This window comes from Spirochaeta dissipatitropha (genome assembly GCF_054657935.1).
The window spans coordinates 119,787-135,435 of sequence record NZ_BAAHXT010000004.1 but is presented as its reverse complement, the minus strand read 5'-3'; the positions used below and the strand labels follow the sequence as shown (position 1 = coordinate 135,435).

Genomic DNA, 15,649 nt, shown 5'->3' with positions numbered 1-15,649 from the left:
AGTATTTACATGTTTTCACATTTTGAGGTTCAGCAGACATTCCAGATGTTCACCGAACAGAATCTCGACATCAGAACGACAACCCTTGGAATCAATCTTATTGACTGCATCCGGGGCAGTGTTGAAGCTACCAGACAGGCTGTCTATGACAAAATCTGTCATGGTGCTGAAAAACTGGTGTCCTGTGCTGAAGATATCAGCAATGAATATGGAATACCAATCATCAATCGACGTGTTTCTGTAACTCCTATCTCGGTCATCGCAGAAGCCTGTCAGGACATGGATCCGGCAGGTTTTGCCAGGGTAATGGACAGCGCTGCGGACGCCTGCGGCATAGACTTCATAGGAGGCTACAGCGCACTGACCCACAAGGGAACTACCCCCGGAGAGTTACGCCTGATCAATTCGATACCGGAAGCACTCGGCGGGACCAAGCGAGTCTGCGGAAGCGTTAACCTTGGAACCAGTCGAGCAGGACTGAATATGGACGGGGTAGCTCATATTGGACAGGTTATCAAGAACCTTGCTGAATACACTGCTGACCAGGCTGGATTCGGTTGTGCAAAACTCGTTGTCTTTGCCAATGTCCCCGAAGATAACCCCTTTATGGCAGGTGCATTCCACGGCTTTGGCGAACCTGAATACTCTCTGCATGTTGGAGTCAGCGGGCCGGGAGCTGTCTATTCTGCAATCAAGAATCATCCCGATGCAACCATGGATGAACTGGCCGAGGTAATCAAGACAATCGCATTCAAGATTACCAGACTCGGGCAATTAGTCGCACGCGAAGCTACACGGCGGATGGATGTCACCCAGGGAATAGTAGACCTCTCCCTTGCACCAACCCCAGCTGTCGGTGACAGTGTGGCCAGAATTCTTGAAGAAATGGGTGTTGATCATGCTGGAGCCCCCGGCTCTACAGCAGCCCTCGCCTTGTTGAACAATGCGGTTAAAAAAGGTGGTTTGATGGCCAGCTCCAGGGTCGGCGGTTTGAGCGGGTCCTTTCTCCCGGTAAGTGAAGATGAAGGAATGGCCGAAGCTGCTGAAATCGGGGCCCTCAGTATCGACAAACTTGAAGCTATGACAGCAATCTGCTCGGTAGGTCTTGATATGGTTGTAATTCCCGGCGATACCAGTGCAGCTACCATCTCCGGAATTATTGCGGATGAACTGGCTATTGGAATAATGAATCACAAAACAACCGCAGCCCGTCTTATACCAGCACCTGGAAAGAAGGCCGGTGAATGGGTTGAATTCGGCGGTCTGCTTGGTCGAGCACCTGTCATGCCGGTCAATCGCTTCAGTTGTGAACGATTGATGAAGCGCGGCGGGTTGATTCCACCCCCAATTACCGGATTCAAGAATTAAATCAGGGGAAATTGCGGAAATCAGCGCAATTTCCTCCTTATCTGTACAAGCAGAACATGGAGGATTATGTATGAAAGCATTATTGATTATCGATGTTCAGAATGATTTCTGTCCAGGAGGCTCACTTCCAGTTCCTCAGGGAGATGCAGTTGTTCCGGTTATCAACCGATTGAGTCCGCATTTCGATCTGGTTGCAGCAACCAAGGACTGGCATCCCAAAAACCACGTGAGCTTCAGTTCAAATCATCCAGGAGCTGAAGTTTTCGATACAATCTCCGTTCATGGACTGCAGCAGATGCTCTGGCCAGTACATTGCGTTCAGAATACTGAAGGTGCAGAGCTACACCCTGACCTCAACCTTGCACCTGTGGATCTTATTCTTCACAAAGGAACCAAGAGCAGACTTGATTCCTATTCAGCCTTTTTCGAGAATGACGGGACCACGCCGACCGGTCTGGAATCATTTCTCAAAGGACATGATGTCCAGGACGTTTACCTGTGCGGTCTGGCAGAGGATGTCTGTGTATTCCGAAGTGCCGAAGATGCTGCTGACTGCGGTTTCCAGGTAACTATCATTAGCGATGCAACAGCAGCCGTAGATACCCCTGCAGGGATAGCTGAACAAACAAGGGCTAAACTCAAAGCAAGAGGAGTGAGATATATTCATTCCCGAGAACTCCTGAAACAGATTGGCACCGCTGCTACATGATTTCATCGCAGCCGGAAAATCCAGTCTCAGGACTTTTTACTGATTTCTACGAACTGACAATGATGCAGGGATATCTACAGCAGGACCATAATCCGGAAGTAGTCTTCGAATATTTCTTCCGGCGTGCCCCTTTTGATAGCGGTTATGCTGTTTTTGCCGGGCTTGAACCATTGTTGCGCAGCATCGAGAGATTGTCATTTTCCAATGACGATATCCAGTACCTGAATAGCCTGAAGATGTTTTCAGATGATTTCCTTTCCTACCTGAGCAACTACCGCTTCAGCGGCTCTATATATGCTGCCAGAGAAGGCAGTATTGTTTTTCCGAGAGAACCGATTATCCGTGTACATGCAAAACTGGCAGAAGCACAGCTTCTTGAGGGTCTGATCCTGAACACAATCAATTTCCAGACGCTGATAGCTACAAAAGCTGCAAGGATAACGCATGCATCCCGGAACGGATCGATACTCGAATTCGGCCTCCGCAGAGCCCAGGGACCTGATGGCGCCCTGTCTGCCAGCCGTGCTGCATTTATCGGCGGTGCCAGGGCTACAAGTAACACATTGGCCGGCAAGCTTTACGGGATACCAGTACGGGGAACTATGGCCCATTCCTGGGTGATGGCTTTCCCCGATGAACTCAGCGCTTTCAAGGCATATGCCGATCTGTATCCTGATTCAAGCATATTCCTTATAGACACCTACGACACTCTCGGCAGCGGTTTACAGGCAGCTATGAGCGTCGGCGCGACACTCAGCAGAAAGGGTAAGTCCTGGGGAGTGCGGCTTGACAGCGGTGACCTTTCATACCTCAGCCAGGAAGTCAGAAAAACTCTCGATCAGCATGGCCATAACAGTGCAAAAATTGTTGTGTCAAATGAGCTGAATGAAGAAATTATACAACAGCTGGTTTCGGACGAAGCCCCCATTGATGCATGGGGAGTGGGAACACGCATGGTAAGCGGCGAAGGTGATCCAGGTTTGACAGGTGTCTATAAGCTATGTGCGAAACTGCTTCCAGGGCAGTCCAGCTTTACATCTGTTATGAAACTATCGAATAATCCGGAAAAAACCACCGATCCCGGCATCAAGCAGGTATATCGTTTTTTTGACAGACAGGGCATTATGCTCGCTGATATGATATCGCTGGATTCCGAAAAGGCGCCTGAAAACCAAAAACTGAGGCTGTATCACCCCTTAATTTCCACAGGTCACTATGATCTACCGGAATTCTCCACCTGCAAAGCCCTGCTTGAGCCATGGATGGAAGACGGCCGAATTAGCCGTGATCTGCCTCAGATCACAGAAATCCAGTCATATACTCGTACTTCCCTTGCAGAACTGCACCCCAGTCATCAGAGGCTGCTGAACCCTCACCGCTACAAGATCTCTTTCTCGGCTGAACTCCGCGATCTGAAAACTCAGATGCAGAAAGATTTATGATATAATAGGTAGTTTCATTAATCAGTTTACATTTATTTGAAACTACTGCTACAATGATTTCATGCTTGCGGCAAAAAGAATTCTGCTGATTGATAACAACCTGGATGACCTGGCAGAACTCGCAAGCCTCCTCGAAGCTGAAGGATATGAAACCAGATCCATCAGCAGGTCGCAGGACGTATTTGATTCTGTCCATGATTTTCAGCCTGACCTGCTGCTTCTCTACACAAGCATGCCTGAAACCGATGGTTATGAAATTTGCAGTATACTGAAAAAAAATCCGGAGACAGCCGGTACCCCGGTGATTTTTCTGAGCAGACAAACCGCTGTAAAATATAAAATCAAGGCCTTTCAGAGTGGAGGAGTCGATTATATTTCCAAGCCGTATCAGAACGAAGAATTACTGGCAAGAATTCAGACCCAGCTGAACCTTCTGGAAACCAGACGAAAGCTGGAGCAGGCTCACACAACAATGGCCGAATGGAGTTCTACGCTGGAACAGCATGTTGCCGACAGAACAAGGGAAATACTGCAGAACGAGAGAAAACTTCATTTTCTGGCTATGCATGATAGCCTCACGGAGCTGCCAAACCGACACGCTATGCATGAAGCTCTAACCAGAATAACCAGCCAGAGTCCAGGGCAATCCGCTGCTATACTCTATATAGATCTGGATGATTTTGCAGAAATCAACCGCAGTTTTGGACATCACACGGGAGATGAGCTTATAGAGCTTGCTGCAGACAGGCTGAACAAGGTTATAATTGAATGGCGGAGCCTCGACATTAATTCCTCCGTGCTGTACCGATGCGGGGAAGATGAATTCGTGGTCCTGATTGAAGAGATTGACGGTGAAGCCTCGGTCATACAGGCAGGTGAAGCCCTCCTGGCAGCAATGCAGGAACCGTTTCTGCTGCTGGAAACAGAAATGTATCTTCCCGCCAATATTGGATTCGCCATATTCCCGGATGACAGCAGTAATGAAGAACAGTTACTGCAATGTGCACAAATGGCTGTTAACGAGGCAAAAAAACATATCCAGCAAAGTCACCGGATGCAGCGCTTTCAGAACAGCATGGCACAAAATGCAAGAGAGCGCATAGAAAGAATTCACGCCCTTCGGGCTGCTATTCTGAACGAGGATCTGTTCCTGGATTATCAGCCAAAAGTGAATCTGAACACCAGAGAAATCATTGGCGCAGAAGCACTGCTCCGATGGAAACCGGATGGTAAAACCCTGCTGCCACCCCCAGCTTTTATCCCCTTGGCAGAACAGACTGGTATGATTCATGAGCTTGGACAATTGATTATAAGCATGGTCTGCAGACAGATCCGCAGCTGGGATAATCAGAATCTCCGTGTTCCTCCAGTAGCTATTAACATATCCCCGGTTCAGCTTGTGCCGGTAGATTTTGCCGACAGTGTATTGAAGCTGCTTAAAGCTGAAGGTATTCATCCCTCGAGAATAATACTTGAAATAACCGAGACAGCTTTTATGGAAGACCGCAAGCGCTCGATATATGTGCTGCAAAAACTCCGGAAAGCAGGTGTAATGATCCATCTTGATGATTTTGGTACCGGATATTCATCCTTCAGCTACCTGAGTGACCTGCCTATTGATTGTGTAAAGATTGACAAATCATTTCTCGATCAGTGTGTGTCATGCGGACTTACCGAGCATGATGAATCCAGTCAGAACGTGAATCACCGGACTATACTGGAAGGCATCATTACCCTTTCGAGGGGATTAAAGCTCAATACCATCGCTGAGGGCATTGAAACTCCTGACCAGGTGCTCCTGCTGCAGGAGTTGGGCTGTATCAACGGTCAGGGCTTCTATTTCTACCGCCCATTGAGTCCTGAGCTGCTAGCCGAAAAACTGAAAGCGCATCATAAATCTGTTAAAACAGAAGAAGGCGTAATACAAAATGAATTTATACTCCCGGGCTTTCATGAAGGCCAAAAAGAAAGAATCTTTCATAGATCTGAGTAACAGCAGTTTTGTCGGTTGCGGCTGGCGACCTCCTCTTGAGCAGATCCAGAACGGTTTCCAGTCATATCTCCAGAACCCGGACTACAACCCAGATCCTGCCGGAGATCAAGCAGTACGGGAATGTCTTTCACGCTACTATGCAAACAGAAAACTGGATATGCCGGCTGAGAATTTTATTCTTACAGCAGGTACGAGCGAAGCATTCAGACTGGTGCTCCTGGCGACTACCGAACCAGGCCAGGAAGTACTCCTCCCCCTCCCCTCATATCCTCTCTTTGAGGATATTATCAGGCTGCATGGCCGCATTCCCAGATTCTATGAGCTCCGCTACGATTATGAAAACACCTGTACCTGGCGGCTCTGTGTAGAATCTGTAAAGGATGTGTTAGGACCTGAAAGCCGGCTGCTTGTCATTGTTTCGCCCAATAATCCAACTGGGTGGACGGCATCAAGATATGAACTTGAGGAACTGATACCATCCTGTAAAGAATTCAATTTATCCCTGATCTGGGATGAGGTCTTTGCCGAATACAACAGAGATGAATCAATTGATGCTGCAACACCTCAGGTATTCATACAGGCAGGAATCCCTCTATATATTCTGGGAGGCATATCAAAGCCTTTCCTTGCTCCTGAACTCAAACTGGGCTGGCTGTCCTCTTCAGAGACAGGAGAATGCTTCGAAAGGATGCTGCTGATCAACGATCTCTTTTTAACGGTCAGCAGTCCTGTTCAACACTGTGTTCCGGCATTGTTCGAAATGCAGAGCTTCCCTGCCGTTGAGGTCAAGAAACATACCTCGATTGTACTGGATATTCTCGGATCTCTTCTTCCTGAAGATATCCAGATATTGCACCCTTCAGGGGGAATACATGCAATGATTCGTGCCGGGCAAAGTGATCAGGACGATGAAACACGCTCACTGCACTGGCTGGAACAGACAGATACGGCAGTGCAGCCGGCCTACCTTTATGGCATGGATGATCACAGCCAGGGGAAATACCCACACTGGGTAATCTCACTCATAGTCCCTCTCGAACTTCAGAAAAAAGCATGGATGCGTCTATCTCTCATCGAAGCGAAAGCGAAAAACCAGGGCACATAGAAGAAACAATGCGGCAACTGCCGTCCAGGCCAGTGATGTTCCATATAAGCCGCCTAGGGTTGCTGTACGGGCATTTTCGGGATTATCCGGTATGTAACGAACCGGGACAGCTTCTCCTTCTATGTATTCGCGGACCATTCGGCCACGTCCCGAGGTGAACTCAACGTTTCTCCCGTCTTCAACAGCAAAAGTGAATACAGGGAAATAGTGGATTCCGCCATCCTGGGCAATTCCCAGCTGAATAGACCGATCACTGGTTTCATAGCCACTCACAATAGCTGTAGCCGGGTTGCTTCGAAGATGAAAGGCCAGCGAAAAAGCCCCGGTGACAACAGCTACTACGAAAAGAGCGGCAGAAAGATAAAAGAATATACGAGCAACACTGTGCGAAATTTTCATATCCTGAATTTACTGAAGAATTCCAGATGCGTCCACCTGCATAAAAGCAGAGTTATACAGCTTCGAGGGACTTCCCGGACTGCATTCATAGCTGTATGCGGTAAGATTTCCCCCAGCTGCAATACTGTAATCAACACAAGCGATTGAAGGAGAAATACATGCCGGTTTTCCATTCAACCAGTAATGGCCGACAAACACGGGTTTATCACCAGCATATCCAGGTAGATGCCGGATACTTGATGAATCAAGAAATATTGTGCGGGCAAGTTCAGCAGGAATCAGACCTTCGGGAAATACAAGATCGTACAGGGAATGCTGATCCTGTGTGTCTTTAGAATACCACCAGGCAGTTCTGCTTCGACTCCTGCGACAACCTTCCTTGTCCTCATACGACATGCCATTTGGCAGTTGTATTTCAAGACCCTTCAAACTGTATTCTATTGCATTATAAGCTGGACTGCCAGGTCGGGCACTCTCCTGCAGCATTTCAACTGTCAGACAGTTCTTTTCCGGTGATTTCTTGCGGATTTCCGAGATTGCCTCAGGATGCCAGGCTGCGTGCACTACCCTCAATTCCGGTAAATCAAGAAAGAGAGGAATCTGCATGAACCAGGACAGATAATCATCCAGAATCCGATTGTCGGACTCAAACTGCTTGAATGTCTGACGGGACTGTCGTTCATGAACATCGCTGTGACTTCTAAGAAATCTGTCCGGATTTGATTTATCGCGTGTTGTATACGCCAGCAGATTATACTCATGATTTCCCAGCACTATCTCGGCAGAGCCTGCGTCGACCATGCTGCGCACGATCCTTAGTGATTCAGGAATATCAGGACCACGGTCAACGATATCTCCGACATAAATAACCTTCCGGTGGTTATCTGGGTGTGTATACCCTGATTGCTTTTTTTTGTACCCGAGATACGTAAGCAGTGCGCACAAAGCATCTGCATATCCGTGAACATCTCCAATTATGTCATATATCATTTAAAGTATTTCCTCAAAATCTGCATTAAACCGGTGAGGATATTGACTCCGGTCATATCAGATATTAACCTATGCGGCATAGCTGCATAAACTCCGGGAGGCAACATGCAACGCATCATGCTGCGCAGTACATTCTGGCTGCTCGGTATTCTACAACTGGTTCCCTTTTCCCTGCCAGGTCCATTTTCAGCCGGCACTATCGGATTAAGCACCCAGGATCGGCCGATCCGAAGTTACCGGGTAGGCAGTGGCGATGTCCCGCTGCTTCTGATCGGAGCAATACATGCTGGATATGAAGCCAACACCATAGATGCTGTCACCGGTTTCATGGAGCAGGTTTTTCCTGAAACCGGCTTTGATAAGCCTGATATTTCAATATATTTTGTGCCTAATCTTAATCCGGATGGCAATATATTGGGAACCCGGCACAACGCAAATCGGGTTGATTTAAATAGAAACTGGGACACTCCCGACTGGAAAAAGGATGTAGTGGGCATCTGGAGCCTGCTGCGCGGTGAAGGTGGGTCAGCACCTTTTTCGGAACCGGAAACAGTAGCAGCCAGAAATTTAATGCTTGCCGTTCAGGAAAGCCACACCAATTATCAATTAACCGTGGTCTTTCTTCATTCCCTCAGAATGGATCCAGATGCCAAAACGACAATCAAACAGGGACTTGTACAGCCAGCATATTTTTTCGTTCATGGCACTAAAGTATTGCATGAGAAATCATTAGAAGCGGCAAGTCTCTTTTCTGAAGCCGGTGACTTCATCCTGATCGAATCATGGCCTGGTGGTTATGAGACACCAGGAGAGGCCATTCATTGGGCTGCAAAACATGACATTATAGCTTTTGATGTTGAATTTCCGACGGCCGGCAGCTTATCACCGGCAGATCCTGAAGGAGCAGAACATTTTGAACGTTTTCACAAAGGCATGATTGAATTATTCAACGCGCTCCCGGAAATGGCTGCCGAATAAGTGTCGGACTTATGTAAGCAGGCGGATTCTACTGAATACATAGTCAAGCGATTCATCTTTGATCAGGGTATTAAAAAAAGTGGTGCCAGAAAGCTGACTCGTATCATAGCCGTCGTATCTGAGATATCGCTTCGAGCGATCCTTATCAAACCAGTACTGAAGGGATATGTTTTCCTGGTTGAGTTCAATACAGCTTATTCCCCGTTTTCCAAGTACACAGCCTGAATTGAACATACAGGGCACCACAAAATCCTCATGATAGATACTGCCAAAATCCTTCTTCTTGTCAGGCAATGTCCGAACAAGATGTTTCTTCAGATCATGTATTTCCGACTCAATTGAAGAGCGCTCACGGTCATCTGACAATGCGTACTGACGACAAAGCCGTTCAATGTTATATTTTACATAATCAGTTTTCGACAATGATTCAAAGAGCGGACGGTGTGTATGCCCGATTATTGATAGCAAGCCCTTGTTGCTTGAATATCTGTACACGCGCTCTTCAAGCTTTTTCCTCTTCCTGTTGTCATGGCTGACCGAAATATTTCGAACAGGTAAAGGGCTAACCAGATATTTTAACAGCAATCCAACATACTCGTTATACACTGCATAACGTCGTGAAGCCTGATGACCATGAAAAATAAAAATCTCGTCCTTCCCTCTTTTATACAACAGACTCTCACGCACCGGAATTCCAAAACCTTCCCCTAACAGTAAGGCCAGATCATGGTTACCAACAAGTCGGATCAGTCTTCCTGCTCTCTCAAAACGATCAAAAATAGAATACAGAGATTTCCAGCGCTTCATTATCTTTCCGAGTTCAAATTTCTGAAGCTCTTCGACATCTCCATTCAGAATCAGAATGTAGTCCAAACGGAAATATTCTTCCAGCACAGCCATTGTCAGCTCTGAGTTGTGGGCAAAATCATCCTTGATGCTGCCGTCACCAAGGTGAAAGTCGCTGAAAATGACAATTGGATTACCAGGAAGCTCTTCTGATTCAGTCCGCTTGTATAAATCATCCAGATTTTGAAGACTAAAGCTATTCAATTAGCACCTCTTATGTGCATAATAGTATGTATTGGTTAGGAAATGATTAATGAGTGAGAAGGACAAACAAGAAATATATACATATCCGGCTCCGGATTTTATACATAAAGATGATTTAGCAAGAGAAGAATTTCTTTCACAGTTAGGAAATTTCACACCTCAGGAAAGAACTATATTCAGATGCCTTTGTGAAAGGTGGGAACCGGAAATCAAATACCAGCGTTTTCTGCACAATCTTGACATCAAGAATGCAGCCGGTGATCTGAACAGTCTGATAACCAAACTACAGAAACAGCGCATGGCTATCCTCAACTTCAAGATAGAAGAAGGAATCCGTAAACCTGAATCTATTACCCTCTCTTCACAGGACGGTACGGCTTTTTATGCCCGAATGATCGATGAATATTACGTAAGGCTTCAGGAGAGTCTGGCTGAACCACTGCCTTTCGAGAGTGACCTCAGCAAACAGTACCCGCATATCGGCTCTGCCGAGTACCTGAACCTGACATATCTCGAACTTTTGCGGATGACAGCAGAAAAGGAAAATATTGCGTCCGGTATTTACCGAATACAGCTGCTTGGCGGAGATGCGCTGCTGGCCTCAGCAAGCTCACTCAGATGGCTTATTCATGCAGCAATCGGTAAATTACGGGCATTCTTCTCGAATCCGAATTATCTTGCACTTGCGGCCAGGATACAGAACACCAGTCTGCTGGAAATCAAACAACGACTGAATACGAGGAATCCTGATTTCTGGAAGGATTTAACAACCTCACTGCTCGCAGAAGAAGAGGCCATCAAGAACAACCGGTCTATCCGCGTAGGTAAACGTTTCTTTCAGATCTGTGGTTTCATCTATCGATATGTTGAAGCCCAGATGCAGTTAGCAGAGGAGCAGCGTCAAGAACGGGAAGACCGCGACCTGGACATGAAATCAATTGTACAGGCAGTCAAGGATGACAGCAGCAAGACATTCTCTGATGATCAATTAACAGCAATCATAGACGGCTTGAAGGACAAGTATGGCAAGAAGTTCCCTGATTTCAAGGCTGAGTTTCTCAGCCGCTATACGAAGTCAAGCCATGGTCTGCCTCAGCTGGTCAGTATCGGCAACATATGGGTGCATATCGACAACCTTCATTTGTTGTTCAGCTCAAGACTCGACCTCCTGAGACCGCAGCTTCAGCAGTATTATGTAAAACAGATGGAAACTCAGTTGCGCAGAAAAAACCGTGCCCGAAGTGAGATATTTTTCAGCAAGGAAAATTTTGAGCAGGATATTCTGAGTACAGTAAAAACGATGGATCCTTTTGCAGCTGACTGTCTTGAACGTCCAAATATTATTAGTGAAGCAATGGTTCATTATCTGAAAACGCGCAGAAAGGTGCAGTCACCGGACGACCTACGCGCACATCTCATAGTTTTTTTTCATGCCCGGAATCTTATGTTTCTTCCTTTAGCCGAAATTTTCAATCTTAATCTTGGGGAAATATTCAAGAACGGTTTTTTAAGACTTCCTTTATGGCGGCAGATAATTATACGCGCAACCGGACGCTACGGAGCTCTTGAAGAAAAATATATAGGACGATCCTTTACCAGTTATAAAAGACTTATGAAAGATGAGCTTAAAGCAAGACAGGACTTCTTGCCTGTAAATACTGATGAGGGTGCACCGAATATGAAACGTAACAATCAGGACAGAAACAGACTGTCACTGAGAGCGGATAGCAGCAAGGCTTCCAGGTCCAGGACATCAGCAGCTCAGGGACGACGGAGCGCCATCAAGAAGGTGAGCAGTCCAGCAAAAAAGCGCACCTACAATGTCAACGAGCAGGAAGAAGCCTGGAAAAAATTTGGAGACAGCCTGAAGGACTGATTGTGATATACAGTTTTCTAATAATCGGAGGCGGTATCCATGGCGTTTTTCATGCAGGCTATCTGCTGCGCGAGTGCGGCTTGTCAGAAGGCTCTATCAAAATCCTGGATCCTGGCGATAATCTACTCGGCCAGTGGGCACAGCAGACCAGAAACTGCGGTATGTCATATTTACGCTCAAACAGCAGCCATTGCCTGCATACAGACTTCCGCTCACTGAGAATGTTCGCCAAAAAGACAGGCTGCTCAGCTGAAGATTTTCTCCAGCCGTATTCGCGCCCAAGTCTTGACCTGTTTATGCGGTATTCGCGCAGCTATATCCTGCAACACCGCCTTGAACAGATACACATGAAAGTAAAAGCAGAGAGAATCACCAAGGATACCATCTATAGTGTCAGCACCGGTACCGAAACCTTGTATGCACGTAATATTATTCTCTGTCCAGGCAGAAGTATTCCCCGGTTGCCTTCATGGGTCAGTAATCGTGATAGCAGAACACGCTATATTCACGTACTCAACCCCGATGTGGATGTAAAAACCGAACTAGACAGATTGACTGAAACAGGAAAAACAGACACAGCAGTTATTGGAGGAGGAATAAGCGGTGTGAACCTTGCCCTTTCAATAATAGAGAATTACCCTGCTCTGCATGTTGATTTATTCAACAAGAATGATCTGAACATATGTCTCTTTGATTTTGACCCGGGTTTTGTAGGTCCCAAGAAGCTGGATCGCTTTCACGAGCTGAATGAGAATGAAAAAAGGAAATCCATTTCTGCAGCCAGGAATAAAGGTAGCATTCCAGCAGAGATAGCAGAAAAACTGATCGCACAACTGGAAACAGGACGCATACGCTTAATTCAACAGGATGCAGGAAGGACAGAGCTTACAGGTAATTACGATTTATGTGTTTTTGCTTCCGGATTTCACGATTCTTCGGACTCACTGCCGGAGATAATCAGACAGACTGCACTGAATTGTCAACTGCTTGTGGATAATCAGGGTTTCCCGGTGCTTGACGACAGATGCCAGTGGAATCCGGGTTTATTTGTATCCGGGGCTGCCGCACAGACCGGAATTGGTCCGGCGGCACCTAATATTATCGGAGCTCACCTGGCATCGCGAAGAATGAAACTCTGCCATCAGGCAGAATAGAATCATACGATAGTGATGCCTGATTCACTTACCGGCGTGATACAACATACCGTATGATCTCGGTGCCCATTCTGGACAGAATTAATGTGTCGCCAGGACGGCTATAATATGGAACCGAGAAAACACCTCCGTCATGCGGCCCTTCCACCAAGGTCTCAAGACTGCCATCGCTGCCGATTTTCTGCAGACTGAGCTCCACACGAATAGGATACAACGGCAGTGTGCGCCTGAACATATCCAGGACAAACTCATCCTGATCAGTTTCCGCATCGGCATCATCAGCAGGGGGAATTACCTTCATGACAATTCGGCCTCTTTCAGCGGCTTCCTCACCTGGAGGCGGATTCTGGGCGACAACAGTACCAGGGGGGTTAGCAGCAGATGGCTCGGCATCTGCAAATTCAAACTCGAATACCCTGCCGTGGTTCATAATCATCTGCATGGCATCGGCATAATTCATTCCAATGTAGTTTGGCACAGGAGCTCTTGCTATGTCGGGACCACGGCTGACAATAAGATTCAGGTCAGTAAATGCGGTCAGTGATGTGCCTGGCTCGGGTGACTGTTCAATAACAGTTCCGGGTTCAGACTCACTGAAAACATAGGAAATCGAAGCAATCCGCATAAGCGGCTCATAAGTTGCAGATATAGTCCGAAGATATGCACGGACATCATTGAGTTCCTCACCGATAAAATCCGTCACACTGTCAACTACCGCGCCTTGACTCACAACCAGCTGGACACTGCGTCCAGCACGAACCAGACTGCCAGCGGCAGGAGTCTGCTCCAGTATCTGACCTTTACTGGCAGGATCACTTGAATAACGCTGCTGAATGCTGGGTCTGAGGTCCTTATCCTGAAGCTCCATCATAGCATCCACCAGAGAGATTCCGACTACATCGGGTACCAGAGTCTGGGTATCACCTTCCAGCGAGATCATGAATACCAGCAATCCGCTTACTACCATGAGCATGATAGTACAAATCACCGTAACAAAAATAACCTTGTAGACACGGTTCTCCGGCTCATCATCCCTGGAAGGAAGTATTTCCCTGGTCTTCCTGACCGAACTTTTTGACGATTCCAGAATATTTCGTAACACATGCTTCATACTATTTCTCCTAAGACTTTACCGCCCAAATCACCTGAACCATTACAGAATGTTCTGTGATCCAGTGACTTTCTATGAGCAAGCTGCAGATCAATTACACCTACAAGCCCTGAACCTGTTTGTATCAGAATACCTTTGTCCCTGTCCATCTTCAATACAGTACCGGGCCTGAAACTTTCTGATTCATCATTGTACACACCGCTGCTGTTCCAGATTGTCAGCTTCTGCGAATCCATGTATGTGAATGCACCGGGATAGGGATTATAAGCACGGATCTGTCGGTCAATCTCAATTGCTGAGCGATTCCAGTCAATTCTACCATCTTCCTTATTAAGCAAACTACAGTAACTGGCTTTATCATGGTTCTGGGGTATTGAATGTACCTGTCCTTCAGCTATCTGGACAATGGCTTTGCACAGCAGTTCTGCACCCCGTTCCGAAGCCCATTGGCTCAGGACAGCGCTCGTCTCGCTTTCATTCAGGATTCGGCGCTCCTGAATCAGGATATCTCCCGCATCCATTTCCAGGGCCAGTTTCTGAACGGTCAGACCTGTTTCAGAATCACCATTCAGAATGGCAGCAGGTACCGGGGCAGGTCCTCTGTGCGCAGGCAGCAAGGACGGATGCAGATTGATTCCGCCATATGGAAAAAGTGCCAGCATTTTGGGCCCGAATATTCTGCCGTATGCAACACATACCAGTAGATCAGGTTTAAATTTTTCAATCTGGCTGCGGGCATCACTTCCCAGGCGGGCAGGACAGATAATCGGGACATCTGCCTCAGCTGCAGCCTGTGCAACAGGTGATTGTCTGGGCTGTCTGCCGCGTCCGCTGGGCCGTGCAGGTGCGGTCAGAACTGCTGTCAGCTCGTATTCCTTGCCGGAACACAATTCGAGAACTGCTTTTAATGATGGCAGCGCAAACTCCGGAGTACCCGCAAAAAGTATTCTCACTATTCACTCCGCCGGGCATTATACTGCTTGAGCAGTCTGTCCCGTTTGCGCTCGGATAAATGGCTCAAAAATATTACACCATTCAGATGATCATATTCATGAAGAATCACCCGGGCAAGCATGCCATCAGCATCAAGATTGAATCTTCTGCCGCGTTCGTTCCATGCCTGCACCTTTATTGATGCTGGTCGCTTGACGTCAGAATAGACTCCGGGAATACTCAGACAGCCTTCTTCGTATTTAATTTCCTCCATGGAGGTTTCTATAATACTGGGATTAATAAACACCCTTGGTTCCTCGTCCGGCAGCTGACAGACGAAAAGCCGCCGCAGCTCGCCTACCTGCACACCAGCAAGCCCGATACCTCTGGCGGCCCGCATCGTAGCGATCATTTCATCAGCAAGCTCACGAATTTCATCATTAATACTGTCAACAGGAACCGAACGTTCAAATAATCTGTCATCTGGAAGCAATACTAAACTTTTCATTTTTCCTAATAGTAAGCGAAAAAAAGGCTTTCG

At 47.1% G+C, this 15,649-nt stretch carries 14 protein-coding genes; 8 read left to right on the top strand and 6 right to left on the bottom strand.

Going from position 1 to position 15,649, the window contains the following annotated elements:
• Positions 1-9 precede the first annotated feature (9 nt).
• The 5 genes from ACYQ2L_RS06080 to ACYQ2L_RS06060 all read left to right on the top strand — a co-directional run bounded on the left by ACYQ2L_RS06080 (position 10) and on the right by ACYQ2L_RS06060 (position 6,617).
• Complete coding sequence (locus ACYQ2L_RS06080) at positions 10-1,368, top strand: PFL family protein (RefSeq protein ID WP_460052619.1); 1,359 nt, start codon at positions 10-12, stop codon at positions 1,366-1,368.
• A 70-nt stretch (positions 1,369-1,438) separates the two neighbouring features.
• Positions 1,439-2,077 (top strand): bifunctional nicotinamidase/pyrazinamidase, encoded by a 639-nt coding sequence (pncA, locus tag ACYQ2L_RS06075; RefSeq protein WP_460052616.1) that lies wholly within the window; start codon positions 1,439-1,441, stop codon positions 2,075-2,077.
• Positions 2,074-3,519, top strand: a complete 1,446-nt coding sequence (locus ACYQ2L_RS06070) for a nicotinate phosphoribosyltransferase (RefSeq protein ID WP_460052609.1) — start codon at positions 2,074-2,076, stop codon at positions 3,517-3,519. The genes pncA and ACYQ2L_RS06070 overlap by 4 nt, the downstream gene beginning before the upstream one ends.
• Positions 3,520-3,580: 61 nt before the next feature.
• Positions 3,581-5,512, top strand: coding sequence for a two-component system response regulator (locus ACYQ2L_RS06065; protein ID WP_460052604.1), 1,932 nt, complete (start codon positions 3,581-3,583; stop codon positions 5,510-5,512).
• Positions 5,472-6,617 (top strand): aminotransferase class I/II-fold pyridoxal phosphate-dependent enzyme, encoded by a 1,146-nt coding sequence (locus ACYQ2L_RS06060; RefSeq protein WP_460052598.1) that lies wholly within the window; start codon positions 5,472-5,474, stop codon positions 6,615-6,617. Before ACYQ2L_RS06065 ends, ACYQ2L_RS06060 begins: the two co-directional genes overlap by 41 nt.
• On the opposite strand, the gene ACYQ2L_RS06055 is transcribed toward ACYQ2L_RS06060, so the two are convergent.
• Both ACYQ2L_RS06055 and ACYQ2L_RS06050 read right to left on the bottom strand, forming a co-directional pair.
• On the bottom strand, positions 6,576-7,016 hold the full coding sequence (locus tag ACYQ2L_RS06055; protein WP_460052594.1) for a DUF3592 domain-containing protein: 441 nt from the start codon (positions 7,014-7,016) through the stop codon (positions 6,576-6,578). The two genes, ACYQ2L_RS06060 and ACYQ2L_RS06055, sit on opposite strands and share 42 nt — an antisense overlap.
• A gap of 9 nt (positions 7,017-7,025) precedes the next feature.
• Positions 7,026-8,006, bottom strand: coding sequence for a metallophosphoesterase (locus ACYQ2L_RS06050; RefSeq protein ID WP_460052591.1), 981 nt, complete (start codon positions 8,004-8,006; stop codon positions 7,026-7,028).
• Between the two features lie 105 nt (positions 8,007-8,111).
• Between ACYQ2L_RS06050 and ACYQ2L_RS06045 the strand changes: the two genes are divergently transcribed.
• Entirely contained in the window at positions 8,112-8,984 is an 873-nt protein-coding gene (locus tag ACYQ2L_RS06045) for a M14 family zinc carboxypeptidase (protein WP_460052585.1), read from the top strand.
• Between the two features lie 9 nt (positions 8,985-8,993).
• Here the strand turns inward: ACYQ2L_RS06045 and ACYQ2L_RS06040 are convergent, their stop codons facing one another.
• The gene (locus ACYQ2L_RS06040; RefSeq protein WP_460052578.1) at positions 8,994-10,034 is read right to left on the bottom strand and encodes a metallophosphoesterase family protein; all 1,041 of its coding nucleotides are present in this window, start codon (positions 10,032-10,034) and stop codon (positions 8,994-8,996) included.
• A 49-nt stretch (positions 10,035-10,083) separates the two neighbouring features.
• Here ACYQ2L_RS06040 and ACYQ2L_RS06035 point away from each other — a divergent pair, with 49 nt between their 5' ends.
• Together ACYQ2L_RS06035 and ACYQ2L_RS06030 are read left to right on the top strand one after the other, a co-directional pair.
• Positions 10,084-11,910, top strand: coding sequence for a hypothetical protein (locus ACYQ2L_RS06035; protein ID WP_460052571.1), 1,827 nt, complete (start codon positions 10,084-10,086; stop codon positions 11,908-11,910).
• 2 nt (positions 11,911-11,912) lie between these two features.
• Positions 11,913-13,064, top strand: a complete 1,152-nt coding sequence (locus tag ACYQ2L_RS06030; RefSeq protein WP_460052564.1) for an FAD/NAD(P)-binding protein — start codon at positions 11,913-11,915, stop codon at positions 13,062-13,064.
• Between the two features lie 28 nt (positions 13,065-13,092).
• Here ACYQ2L_RS06030 and ACYQ2L_RS06025 read toward each other — a convergent pair whose 3' ends face one another.
• From ACYQ2L_RS06025 to def, 3 genes are read right to left on the bottom strand one after another with little or no spacing between them, the layout of a single operon-like run.
• The gene (locus ACYQ2L_RS06025; RefSeq protein ID WP_460052562.1) at positions 13,093-14,175 is read right to left on the bottom strand and encodes a PASTA domain-containing protein; all 1,083 of its coding nucleotides are present in this window, start codon (positions 14,173-14,175) and stop codon (positions 13,093-13,095) included.
• Positions 14,172-15,128, bottom strand: coding sequence for a methionyl-tRNA formyltransferase (gene fmt / locus ACYQ2L_RS06020; protein ID WP_460052559.1), 957 nt, complete (start codon positions 15,126-15,128; stop codon positions 14,172-14,174). The genes ACYQ2L_RS06025 and fmt overlap by 4 nt, the downstream gene beginning before the upstream one ends.
• On the bottom strand, positions 15,128-15,616 hold the full coding sequence (def, locus tag ACYQ2L_RS06015; RefSeq protein WP_460052556.1) for a peptide deformylase: 489 nt from the start codon (positions 15,614-15,616) through the stop codon (positions 15,128-15,130). The genes fmt and def overlap by 1 nt, the downstream gene beginning before the upstream one ends.
• Between the last annotated feature and the right edge of the window lie 33 nt (positions 15,617-15,649).

Bases quoted from the DNA above. Each gene is read 5' to 3' on its own strand.
- ACYQ2L_RS06080 (WP_460052619.1), top strand. From the start codon at position 10: ATGTTTTCACATTTTGAGGTTCAGCAGACATTCCAGATGTTCACCGAA.
- pncA (WP_460052616.1), top strand. From the start codon at position 1,439: ATGAAAGCATTATTGATTATCGATGTTCAGAATGATTTCTGTCCAGGA.
- ACYQ2L_RS06070 (WP_460052609.1), top strand. From the start codon at position 2,074: ATGATTTCATCGCAGCCGGAAAATCCAGTCTCAGGACTTTTTACTGAT.
- ACYQ2L_RS06065 (WP_460052604.1), top strand. From the start codon at position 3,581: ATGCTTGCGGCAAAAAGAATTCTGCTGATTGATAACAACCTGGATGAC.
- ACYQ2L_RS06060 (WP_460052598.1), top strand. From the start codon at position 5,472: ATGAAGGCCAAAAAGAAAGAATCTTTCATAGATCTGAGTAACAGCAGT.
- ACYQ2L_RS06055 (WP_460052594.1), bottom strand. From the start codon at position 7,016: ATGAAAATTTCGCACAGTGTTGCTCGTATATTCTTTTATCTTTCTGCC.
- ACYQ2L_RS06050 (WP_460052591.1), bottom strand. From the start codon at position 8,006: ATGATATATGACATAATTGGAGATGTTCACGGATATGCAGATGCTTTG.
- ACYQ2L_RS06045 (WP_460052585.1), top strand. From the start codon at position 8,112: ATGCAACGCATCATGCTGCGCAGTACATTCTGGCTGCTCGGTATTCTA.
- ACYQ2L_RS06035 (WP_460052571.1), top strand. From the start codon at position 10,084: ATGAGTGAGAAGGACAAACAAGAAATATATACATATCCGGCTCCGGAT.
- ACYQ2L_RS06025 (WP_460052562.1), bottom strand. From the start codon at position 14,175: ATGAAGCATGTGTTACGAAATATTCTGGAATCGTCAAAAAGTTCGGTC.
- def (WP_460052556.1), bottom strand. From the start codon at position 15,616: ATGAAAAGTTTAGTATTGCTTCCAGATGACAGATTATTTGAACGTTCG.